Source organism: Verrucosispora sp. SN26_14.1, from assembly GCF_004307965.1.
Classification (GTDB): Bacteria; Actinomycetota; Actinomycetes; order Mycobacteriales; family Micromonosporaceae; genus Micromonospora.
Map to the genome: position 1 here is coordinate 1 of NZ_SISL01000183.1, position 11,038 is coordinate 11,038.

An 11,038-nucleotide genomic window follows, 5' to 3' on the forward strand; every position below is an offset into this window, starting at 1 on the left:
CGCCGACGGCACCTTCACCGCCCAGGTGCTGGTGCTGCCGAAGGACCGGCTGGGCCAACGCCGGGCGGTGGCCACCGGCACCGGGTTCCGCCCGGTGAGCACACCGTTCCTGGTGGTGCTGCCGGCCCAGCAACCGCCCGGACTGCTGCGCCGCAGTTGGTGACGACGATGGGAGCGGGCGCGTGATACACGAGATCGACGAGGCCCTACGCGGGCTGGTCGCCACCGAGGAGCTGACCGGCACCGGCGTGGAGGTGTCGTTCGACGCACCCACCCGGGACTGGGCGACCCGCCGCAACGCACCGACGGTGAACCTGTTCCTCTACGACATCCGGGAGGACCGGTCCCGGTACTTCCAGGGCCGGGTCGCCGAGCGGGACGCCACCGGCCAGACGGTGGCCTGGCACGACTCGCCGCACTTCTTCGCGCTGTCCTACCTGGTCACCGCGTGGACCAACCGGCCCACCGACGAACACCGCCTGCTCGCCACCCTGCTCGCCGGTCTGATCCGGTACGACGAGCTGCCGGCCGAGCGGATGACCGGCTCGCTGGCGGCGCTGGGCCTCTCGGTGCCGATGTCGGTCGCCGCACCACCCGGCGAGGGGCGGGCGCTGGCCGACGTGTGGACCGCGCTCGGCGGCGAACTCAAACCGTCGCTGGACCTGGTGGTCACCGCCCCGGTGTCGACCCGCCGGTCGCCGGCCGCGCCGCCGGTGCGGGAACGGACCGTCCAGGTCGGCGACCTCACCGGGGCACGGGTGAGTCGGCGCACGCACACGGTGACCGATCCCCGCCGGAACGGCGACGGTCGGCCTGCCGGACCGGACGGTCGCCGGTGAGCGGCACGGCCGACACGGCGTACCTGTCGGAGCGGCTCGGGCTGGTCGCCGCGCGGGTCCGGCAGGCGGTGACCGAGCGCCGCCGGGACGACCCCGATCCGGACGACGCCTTCCGGGGGCTGTACGTGTCAGCGGACCACGCCGAACGCCTCGCCGCCGTCGCGAGCACGGGGGTGGGATGTAAGGAGGGGTCCCCTGCTATACACGAGGCGTTAGCAGGGGACCCCTCCTTACATACCGACGGGGACGAGCCGCGACTGCTCCGGCTGGCCCGCCGTTTCGGACTCACCCCGTTGGACGTGGACTTCCTGCTGGTCGCGTTGCTCCCCGACGTCGAAGCCCGGTACGAGAAGCTCTACGGCTATCTCCACGACGACGTCAGCCGGCGTCGGGCCACCATCGGGCTGGCCCTGGAACTCTGCGGGATCCCCGCCTCGGCGGTCACCGGACGGTCCCGGTTCACCGGCTCCGCGCCCCTGGTCGGTGGCGGGTTGGTGCTGGTCGAGCAGCCGGACCAGCCGTACCTGTCCCGGCCGTTGCGGGTACCCGACCGGGTGGCCGGGTACCTGCTCGGCGACGACACCGTCGACGCCCGGCTCACCGGGTCGGCGTGGCCCGTCGGGGACGACACGACCCCGCCGTCCGACACCGCGCACCGCCTCGGCACGGCGGTACGCGCCGGGGTGCGCCTGGCCTACCTGCGGGAACAGCCCGGCGCCGTCGCCGACGACCTGGGGGTCGCGGCGCTGCTCTCGGCCGGCTGGGCGGTGCTCCGACTGGACCTGGACGCGCTGGTCGCCGATCCGGCCCCGGCCGACGTGCTGACGGCGGCGGTGCGGGAGGCCCGACTGCGTGGTGGCGGTCTGGTCGCCGGGCCGGTCCAGGCACTCGACCCGATCGGGCAGCCGGCACACGCCCGGCTGCTGCGTCGGGTCGCCGAGCAGCCGGTGCCGGTGCTGCTCACCGGGACGGTCGAGTGGGATCCGCACTGGAGTCGGCAGGCGCCGCTGCTGGTCACCGCCACACCCCTGGACGAGCAGGGCCGGGCCCGACTGTGGCACACGGCGGGTGCCGCGCGGGCCGCCGACCGGCCCGAGGGCTGGACCGACGGCGTGGACCCGGCGCGCGAGCTGGCCGCGTACCTGCTCGGTCCGGACCAGATCCGGCGGGCCGCGCAGGCCGCCGACCAACTCGCGCTCTTCGAGGGCGCGGACCGGGTGGACGCCGGTCACCTGCGCGCGGGGGTACGCGGACAGAACGCCGGTGGCCTGGCCCGGCTGTCCCGGCGGATCGAGCCCGGCGTGGGCTGGCCCGATCTGGTGCTGCCCGACCGGGTGCACGACCAGTTGCGGGAGCTGGCCCTGCGGGTGCGATACCGGGACCGGGTGCTGGGCCGGTGGCGGATGCGTCCCGGCGGCGGGCGGGGGCGTGGGGTGCTGGCGCTGTTCGCCGGTGACTCGGGCACCGGCAAGACCATGTCGGCGGAGGTGGTCGCTGCCGATCTCGGCCTGGACCTGTACGTCGTGGACCTGTCCACGGTCGTGGACAAGTACGTCGGCCAGACGGAGAAGAACCTGGAGCGGATCTTCACCGAGGCGGCCGGTGTCAACGGCCTGCTGCTCTTCGACGAGGCGGACGCCATCTTCGGCAAGCGGTCGGAGGTCAAGGACGCCCGGGACCGGTACGCCAACCTGGAGAGCGCCTACCTGCTGCAACGGATGGAGTCGTTCGACGGCGTCGCGGTGCTCACCACGAACCTGCGCGCCAACCTGGACGAGGCGTTCACCCGGCGGCTCGACCTGATCGTCGACTTCGCCATGCCGGACGTGGCGCAGCGGCGGGCGCTCTGGGACCGCTGCCTCGGCACCGAGCTGCCCCGCGACCCCGACCTGGACCTGGACTTCTGCGCCGGCAGCTTCGAGCTGGCCGGTGGCAGCATCCGGGCCTGCGTGGTGACCGCCGCCTACCTGGCAGCGCAGGCCGGTCGGCCGGTACGCATGGCGGACCTGGTCGGTGCGGTGCAGCGCGAGTACCGCAAGCTCGGCCGACTGCTGTTGGAGAGCGAGTTCGGCGCGCACCAACCACGCGGGGAACCCGCGCGGGTCCACTGACGAGGGGGCAGCGATGCGAGCACACGACCCGGCCGGCCGCGACGTCTCGGCCCGCCCCGTCACGTCGGCCAGACCGGAGACCACCGGTGCCGAGCACGTCCGGCCGGAGACCGGTGCGATGCCCGTCGGGCCGGTCGGCGTCGGCCCGAGTGGTGCGGCGGCCACGATCCTGGACCTGCAACAGCGGGCCGGCAACGCGGCGGCCACCCGGGCGGTGCAGCGGATGCGGTGCGCCGACCCGGACCACGGCCACGAGTCGGAGCCGATCCAGCGGTCGGCGGTGAACGAGGTGCTGCGTTCCTCCGGCAGCCCGCTGGCCGGGCCGGTGCGGCAGGACATGGAGGCCCGGCTGGGCGCGGACTTCTCCGACGTACGCCTGCACACCGGTGCGCTCGCCGAGCGTTCGACGGCGGAGGTGGACGCCCGCGCCTTCACCTCGGGATCGCACGTGGTGCTCGGCCGGGGCGGGAGCGACCGGCACACCCTGGCCCACGAACTCACGCACGTCATCCAGCAACGCTCCGGTCCGGTCGCCGGCACGGACAACGGTCACGGCCAACGGGTCTCCGACCCGGGTGACGCCTTCGAGCGGGCAGCGGAGGCGAACGCGCATCGGGCCCTGAGCGCGCCGCCGCCAGCGCACGACGTCCAGCAGGCACCGCAGGCGGGCATGTCCGCGCCCACCGAGTCGTCGGCGGGTTCCCCCTCGGTGCAGCGGGTCAGCGCCGACGAGCTGCACCGGGAGCCGCCCGGCCCGTCGGTGCAGGTTCGCGGGCCGCGCCGGTCACGCTCGAATCGGCGCCCCGCCACCCAGGTGGACCAGGCGGCCGCCTGGACCCCACTGGACGCCGCCTACCGGGCAGCCACCGGGCAGATCCCGCACAAGGAGCGGATCCGCCTCGACACCGACCTCACCTCGCTGAGCGAGATGAGTCCACCGGGAACGGGATACCAGCTCGGCACCGCGCTTACCAACGTGGCGCAACAGGTGGGCATCACGTTGGCGGGCGGGGTCACAGGTGCCCGTAGCAACGCGGAGATGATGGAGGAGCTTGGTCGTCTTGATCCGGCCTCCCTGCCGTACTGGCAGGCCCAGGACGGCAGGGACCAACAGCTCGCCACCGACGCGGTGAACAGGGAGGCGCAGTACCAGAACGAATCCGGGCCCGAGAACGCGCAGGCCCGACGGGATGTCACGGTGGCCCTGCTACGCGGGATCCAGATGCCGGCGGCCGACGCGACGGACATGCTGCTGACCTTCAACGACGGTCTGGTCATCGGCGGAGCGCACCGTGCGGAGCCGTTCTTCGCCTGGGCCGTCGACCATATGGCCCGGCTACGCCAGAACGGGGTACGGACGCTCTATCTGGAGTCGCTCCGGGAGGACGTGCACCAGAACCTGGTCGACGCTTATCTCGGCAGCGGCGTGATGAGCCGGGAGCTGACCAACTTCTGCAACACCTACCAGCGGTCACACGCCGTCGACCTCGCCGGATTCCTGGCCGAGGCACGGAGCACGGGCATGCGGGTCAAGGGCACCGGCGGTCGGCCCGCGCGCCAGGTCGGCATGAACATCCACAATCGCGCCGTCCTGCTGAACACCTACGGTGAACAGGTGGTCCGGCGGGACCGGGCGAAGACCGTCGCCTCGGGCGGCGACCCGGGCAAGTACCTGATGCAGGCCGGCGAGGCGCACGCCCAAGGCCACACCAACCCGCAGTCGACCCCGGCGATCGCGGGCGGCACGGCACTGCCGGACCAGTTCCCCGGCATCAACGAACTGCTCGACGTGCCCGCCGTGCGACTGGAGGACAACATGGACGGTAGGAAGGGATTCCGCGCCATCTGATCCGCGCACCCTCGTCGAGGGGCCTGGGCCCCTCGACGAAGGTGTCCGGCCGGTCCGGCCTCATCTGGGGACGGGTCTGATCTCGTCCGGGTCGTCGGGCTCGGGCGCGGCGACCGTCGGCTCGTCGGCGACGAGCTGTGCGTAGTCGTCCCCGGTGCCGACCAGCGCGGTGAAGATCTCCCGCAGCCGGCGCTCGTCCTGGCCCGCCCGGTTGATCTGCTCGGTCAGCTTGGCGTCCTCCGCCTTGAGCTTGCGCAGCCAGTCGCCGCCGAGCGTGACCCGCATGGTGTCCAGCTTGCCCACCCCGATCTTGTCCTGCTTGAGCCCGCCGACACTGGACGCCGGGTTGGCGGTCGCCTCGGTGGACTTGGCGGTGTGGCGGTATCCGACCGGATTCCGCGGGGCGTTCGGATCCGACTTGGACAGCCCGATCGCATGCAGCAACGTGTCCGCCACCGATTCGGGGGCGGTGGTCTCCAGGCCGATCTGGAGCCAGCCGATATCGCTGCTGGTGGGCGGTTTGTAGACGAGCAGGATGTGGCCGTGCAGGCCGTTGGGGAGCACCACGTCACCGTTGAAGTCAAGGCTGCCGATCCCACCGGCCGCGATGTCCGCACCACGCTCGTCGCGCCGGGGGTACTTGAACAGTTTGCCGGCCGTCGCCTTCACGCCGCCGACCTCGCGTAACGTCTCTTCGCTGCCGCCGGTCATGTCGTGCGTGCTGAACGCCCGCTTCGGCAAGGTCCGCATCCCCACCCAGTCCGGCAGGGACCTGCCCCCGATCGGTTCCACGGTCTCCTCCTTCGGGATGGACAGCCGGACGTCGACCCGCCCGCCGTGCGCGAGGGCCCGCGCCACGGCTCCGGTGTGGTGACGCCACTGCCGGTCCGCCGAGTACTTGCCCTCGGCGCCGGCCACCTCCAGACCCTGCTGGATGATCACGAAGAGCCGCCGGAGCAGCGTGTTGGCCTGCTGGTTCTTTCGGTTGAACGCCTCGATCTGCTGCGCACTGAGTCCCTCTGTGCTCTCCTGACCGGCCTGGAGATCCTGGGCGGCGAGGGTGGCCGCGAACGTGTCGCGCACGTCAGTGGTCAGTTCCGCCTCCAGTTCCGCGCGCAGCGGGTCGCCCTCGGGCGCGGACCGCATCATGATTCCCCGGGCCAGCACGTAGGCGGGGGTGTCGCGACGGTTCCCGGGTTCCGCCCGCCGCTCCCAGGCCAGGGTCGCGACGTACAGCCGCTTTCCCGGCGGCCGTTGCAACCAGTCGTAGTACTCGCTGGCGGCCAGGTACGCCTGTGCCTCCTCGAGCGACCCGGTCTCGGCCTGCACCGCACTGCCGGGACCGGCCGCCTCGATCGCATCCCGCTCAGCGGGGCTGAGCAGCGGTCCCCGGGACAGGCGCGGGGTGTAGTCCGGTGCCGCCTGCTCGGTCGCGGCCGACTGGGCACCGCCAGGCGCCCGCTGCACCGGCGGGGCGGGCACGCTGCCGTGCTCACCGGAGAGTGCCGCAGCGACGGCCGCGTTCCCGGCGGCGTGCTGAAGCGTCATGATCGGATGTTCCGGCCGGGCACCGGACGCGGTGCCACCGCGACGGACCGACCCTCCCGTACCGCGCTCGCCCTGGTCCTGGCGCCACTCTCCGGCCCGCATCGTGCTCCTTCCGGCCCGCCGGACGTCCTGCCGTCCACAAGTCTCGCGGCCGGACGGGCAGGTGACGGTGACCGCGAGGGCACATCTCCGGGAAAGGCACCCGGGTCGGATCGGGAAGTGCCGGCGACGCGGGCGGGCATCGGCGGCGCACCGCTCAGGCCAGCCGCAGCACCCGCTTGAGGAAGGTGACCGCCTGGTGGATGGCCGCCTCGGCCGCCTCGGTGCCGCGCAACGCGTCGAGCATCACGAAGTCGTGGATGACCCCCTGGTAGCGGGTCGCCGAGACCTGCACACCGGCCGACCGCAGCAGGTGGGCGTACGCCTCGCCCTCGTCCCGTAGCACGTCGGCCTCGGCGGTGACGACCAGCGCGGGCGGCAGTCCGGCGAGGTGTTCCGGGGCTGCCCGCAGCGGCGAGGCGGCCACCTCGGCCCGCACCGCCTCGTCCGGCGCGTACTGGTCCCAGAACCAGCGCATCGTGTCCCGGCGCAGGTGGAAGCCCTCGGCGAACATCCGGTACGACGCGGTGTCGAAGCGGGCGTCGGTGACCGGATAGAACAGCACCTGCCCGACCGGTCGTGGCGTGCCGCGCCGCTTGGCCAGCAGCGTCACCGCCGTCGCCAGGGTGCCGCCCACCGAGTCACCGGCCACGGCGATCCGCTCACCGTCCAGGTCGGCCGCACCCGGTCCGGCGAGCCAGCGCAGCACCGCGTGGCACTCCTCGACCGCCACCGGGTAGCACGCCTCGGGCGCGAGGCTGTAGTACGGGAAGACCACGGCGGCACCGGTGCCGACGGCCAACTCCCGGACCAACCGGTCGTGGGTGCCGCAGTTGCCGAGGACCCAGCCGGTGCCGTGCAGATAGAGGATCACCGGCAGCCGGCCGATGGCACCGGCCGGTCGGACCACCCGGACCGCGATCTCGCCGCCCGGCCCGCCGGGCACCACCCGCTCGTCCAGGTCGGCGTCGGGCCTGGCGAGGTTCCCGGACTGGAGGTCGTCCAGGACCCGCCGGCCCCGCTCCGGCCCGAGCTCGTGCAGGTACGGCGGTCGCGCGGTCGCCTCGGCGAACCGTCGGGCGGCGGGTTCCAGCACGATCCCGGCGGGGACGTCTCGCCTGAGGATGGGCATCCGACCACTCCCGGGATCCGGGCCGCGAACGCGGCGGAGACTCCGGGGTGTCCCCCGGGTACGCGGAGCCTCTCCGGCCCCCGTCCGGAAAGACATCCGCCATCTGACGGCACTCCCGGTGGACTGCCCCTTCGGGTAGTGGCCGCTTCCCCGCCGCCCGCCCGTCGAGTCATGGTTGCCGCCACCGGGCGTGACCAGACTTCTCCTCACGGATCGCCGTCGTGCCCGAGGGAGCGTGTCATGCCGTCGTACCTGTCACCCGGGGTGTACGTGGAGGAGGTGCCGAGCGGTTCGCGCCCGATCGAGGGTGTGGGCACCGCCGTCGCCGCCTTCGTGGGCTTTGCCGCCAGGGGGCCGTTCCACACCGCGACCCTGGTGACCAACTGGAGCCAGTTCGTCCAGACGTTCGGGGAGGCGCTCGACGACGCCTACCTCGCGCACGCGGTGTACGGCTACTTCGCCAACGGCGGCGGCATCTGCTACGTGGTGCGGGTCGGTGCCCCGGAGGCGGCGACCGAGGCGACCGGGTCGACCAGGGCGGGCCGCACGGTCACCGGGCCGTCGGTGGCACTCGGCACCTTCACCGTCACCGCCCTGCCCGGTTCCGTTGACGCCGGTGAGCTGACCGTGGAGGTGGCCGACGTCGAGGCCGAGTCCGTGCCGGAGGACCGGTTCCGGTTGGTCGTCCGGCAGGGCGGCACGGAACGGGAGGCGTTCGACGTCTCCGCGAAGCGCAACACCAAGGCGTACGTGGTCAACCAGGTGCGGGAACGGTCGAAGCTGATCGCGGTCGAGGAGGCGGCACCGGCGAGTTCGCTGGCCCGGCCCTCGAAACAGTCGGTGAGCGTGCCGCCGGTGGCGGCCGAGGAGGCCGGCCTGCCCGCCCGGATCTCCGCCGACGACTACGTCGGTGACGCCGACGCCCGGACCGGCTTCGGCGGGCTGGAGGCGGTCGACGAGATCACCATGATCGCGGTGCCCGACCTGATGAGCGCGTACCAGCAGGGCCGGATCAGCCTGGAGGACGTCAAGGCGGTCCAACTGGCGGTCATCTCGCACTGCGAGCAGATGGGCGACCGGATGGCGCTCCTCGATCCGCCGCCGGAGCTGACCGCCCGGCAGGTGCTCACCTGGCGGCAGGAGGAGGCCGGGTACGACTCCCGGTTCGCCGCGCTCTACTACCCCTGGGTCAAGGTGTTCGACCCGGCCAGCGGGCAGCACCGGTTCCTGCCGCCGAGCGGGCACGTCGCCGGCCTGTGGTCGCGTACGGACGCGGAGCGCGGCGTCCACAAGGCACCGGCGAACGACGTGCTCCGAGGCGTGATCGAGGTGCAGAACTCGGTGACGAAGGGCGAGCAGGACCTGCTCAACCCGGTCGGCGTGAACTGCATCCGGACCTTCCCCGGTCGCGGCATCCGGGTGTGGGGCGCCCGCACCCTCTCCTCGGACCCCGCCTGGCGCTACATCAACGTGCGCCGGCTGTTCAACTACATCGAGGAGTCCATCCTGCTCGGCACCCAGTGGGCCGTCTTCGAGCCGAACGACGAGCGGCTCTGGGGCACGATCCGGCGCAACATCGCCGCCTTCCTCACCGAGGAGTGGCGCGGCGGCGCGCTCTTCGGCAGCACGGCCTCCGAGGCGTTCTACGTCAAGTGCGACCGGGAGACGAACCCGCCGGAGTCGGTCAATCTCGGCCGGGTGGTCTGCGAGGTCGGCGTCTCCCCGGTGCGGCCCGCCGAGTTCGTCGTCTTCCGGATGTCGCAGTACTCCGACAGCACCAGCCTCGTCTCCGAATGACCCGACGCGTACCCACCCAAGTGACGGCAAGGAAAGGACGGTAGCCAGCGATGGCGGAGACGGGCGACACCTTCGTAACCCACCGGTTCCAGGTGGAACTGGGCAAGGCACGGGTCGAATCGGTCCAGGAGGTCAGCGGCCTCACCGTGGAACTCGACGCGATCGAGGTCACCCAGGTCACCCCGACCGGGGAGTACATCATCCGCAAGATCCCGGGGGCCCGGAAGGGCGGCGAGGTGACCATCACCCGCGGCCTGGACAAGAGCAGCGCCTTCACCGAATGGATCAAGGACACGTACGAGAAGGGCGCGATCAACACGGCCCGACAGAACATCAGCGTGATCGTGGTGGACGCGGAGAACTCCGAGCAGCGCCGCTGGGACCTGAGCAACGCCTGGGTGAGCCGGTGGGAAGGCCCCAGCCTGCGGGCCGGCGACACGTCCCCGGCCACCGAGAAGATCACCATCGTCTTCGAGGAAATCACCAGTTCCTGAGGTGCACCGCCACGGACCGCGTGAAGGGAGGTAGCGGCGGCCACTCCCGGCCCGACTCGGGCCGGGTCCGCACGCCGTGAGGTCGGATGAGACGACGAACCGTTTCGTACACCGCCCCGGAGGAGCCGCTCGACGGCTCGGACTCCGACCCCGGGGCCGCCCCGGTCGGCCGGGCCGCACCACCGCCCGAGCCGCCGAGGCTCCAGACCGAGTTCTCCTTCGAACTCCCCCGGGGTTACGTCGACGAGGCGGGCACCCTGCACCGGCACGGCACCATGCGGCTGGCGACCGCCCGCGACGAACTCGGTCCGCTGGTCGACCTGCGGGTCAAGGACAACCCCGCATACCTGTCGGTGGTGCTGCTCAGCATGGTCGTCACCCGGCTGGGCACGATCACCGACGTACGGGCCGAACACGTGGAACGGCTGTTCGCCTCGGACCTGACCTTCCTCCAGGACTTCTACCGCCGCATCAACGCCGAGGGGCACACCCGCGCCGCGGTCACCTGCCCGCACTGCACCTCGGACTTCGAGGTGGACCTGGCCGGTGGTCGCCCGGGGGAATCGTGACGTACGCGACCGACCGGCTCTACGAGGAGGTCGCGTACGTCGCCTACCACTTCCACTGGTCCCGCGACGAGATCCTCGACCTGCGCCACGACGAACGACGGCGCTACGTCGCGGAGATCGCCGCCATCAACACGCGTGTCAACGAGGGGCGGTGATCGACGATGGGCGTACGCGACTTGCTCCGGCGGTGGCGCGGAGCGGACCGGCCCGACACCCTCGCGGTCGACCCGACCCCGGTCGCTGACCCGATCCCCGTCCCGGTTGTCGACGGCCGGGGCTGGCGGAGCGTACCGCCGATGGACGGCCTGGTCACCGGCGTCGAGATGCCGATCAGCGACCCGGTCGGGTTCCGGCACCGGCTGGCCACCTGGCAGGATCCCACCGCCCGACGTCCGCTGTACCACCTGGTCAGTCCCGACGCGCCCAGTGGGCTGGCACACGACCTGCTCCGCCCGGTGCCCGCGACGGCGGCGACGCCGGTCCGTGCCACCGCCTCCCCCCGGTCCGGGCAGCACCCGGCCACCGCCGGTCCCGCCCTGCCGGTGCAACGCCGCGCCGCCGCCGGTTCCCCGGTGCTCTTCTCCAGCCACCAGTTGGACG

General features: G+C 72.4%; 10 protein-coding genes. 8 read left to right on the forward strand and 2 right to left on the reverse strand.

Annotated elements, in window-relative coordinates; translation table 11 throughout:
- Positions 1–182: 182 nt before the first annotated feature.
- Genes EYA84_RS17225 through EYA84_RS17235 form a run of 3 tightly spaced genes read left to right on the forward strand, consistent with a single transcriptional unit; the run spans position 183 to position 4,799 of the window.
- Complete coding sequence (locus tag EYA84_RS17225) at positions 183–839, forward strand: DUF4255 domain-containing protein (protein WP_131054085.1); 657 nt, start codon at positions 183–185, stop codon at positions 837–839.
- The gene (locus EYA84_RS33915; protein ID WP_131054086.1) at positions 836–2,950 is read left to right on the forward strand and encodes an ATP-binding protein; all 2,115 of its coding nucleotides are present in this window, start codon (positions 836–838) and stop codon (positions 2,948–2,950) included. The genes EYA84_RS17225 and EYA84_RS33915 overlap by 4 nt, the downstream gene beginning before the upstream one ends.
- A 13-nt stretch (positions 2,951–2,963) precedes the next feature.
- Positions 2,964–4,799, forward strand: a complete 1,836-nt coding sequence (locus EYA84_RS17235) for a DUF4157 domain-containing protein (RefSeq protein ID WP_201272405.1) — start codon at positions 2,964–2,966, stop codon at positions 4,797–4,799.
- Positions 4,800–4,859: 60 nt separating this feature from the next.
- On the opposite strand, the gene EYA84_RS17240 is transcribed toward EYA84_RS17235, so the two are convergent.
- Entirely contained in the window at positions 4,860–6,347 is a 1,488-nt protein-coding gene (locus tag EYA84_RS17240; RefSeq protein WP_201272406.1) for a hypothetical protein, read from the reverse strand.
- A 256-nt stretch (positions 6,348–6,603) separates the two neighbouring features.
- Entirely contained in the window at positions 6,604–7,578 is a 975-nt protein-coding gene (locus tag EYA84_RS17245) for an alpha/beta hydrolase (RefSeq protein WP_131054087.1), read from the reverse strand.
- Positions 7,579–7,818: 240 nt separating this feature from the next.
- On the opposite strand from EYA84_RS17245, the gene EYA84_RS17250 reads away from it, so the two are divergent.
- From EYA84_RS17250 to EYA84_RS17265, 5 genes are all read left to right on the forward strand, one after another.
- On the forward strand, positions 7,819–9,375 hold the full coding sequence (locus EYA84_RS17250) for a phage tail sheath subtilisin-like domain-containing protein (RefSeq protein WP_131054088.1): 1,557 nt from the start codon (positions 7,819–7,821) through the stop codon (positions 9,373–9,375).
- 50 nt (positions 9,376–9,425) lie between these two features.
- Positions 9,426–9,869 (forward strand): phage tail protein, encoded by a 444-nt coding sequence (locus tag EYA84_RS17255; protein WP_131054089.1) that lies wholly within the window; start codon positions 9,426–9,428, stop codon positions 9,867–9,869.
- Between the two features lie 86 nt (positions 9,870–9,955).
- The gene (locus EYA84_RS17260; RefSeq protein ID WP_131054090.1) at positions 9,956–10,438 is read left to right on the forward strand and encodes a hypothetical protein; all 483 of its coding nucleotides are present in this window, start codon (positions 9,956–9,958) and stop codon (positions 10,436–10,438) included.
- Positions 10,435–10,593, forward strand: a complete 159-nt coding sequence (locus tag EYA84_RS32990; protein ID WP_162854369.1) for a DUF6760 family protein — start codon at positions 10,435–10,437, stop codon at positions 10,591–10,593. The genes EYA84_RS17260 and EYA84_RS32990 overlap by 4 nt, the downstream gene beginning before the upstream one ends.
- 6 nt (positions 10,594–10,599) lie before the next feature.
- Positions 10,600–11,038 (forward strand): hypothetical protein (locus tag EYA84_RS17265; RefSeq protein WP_201272407.1); only part of this gene is annotated, 439 nt, incomplete at its 3' end.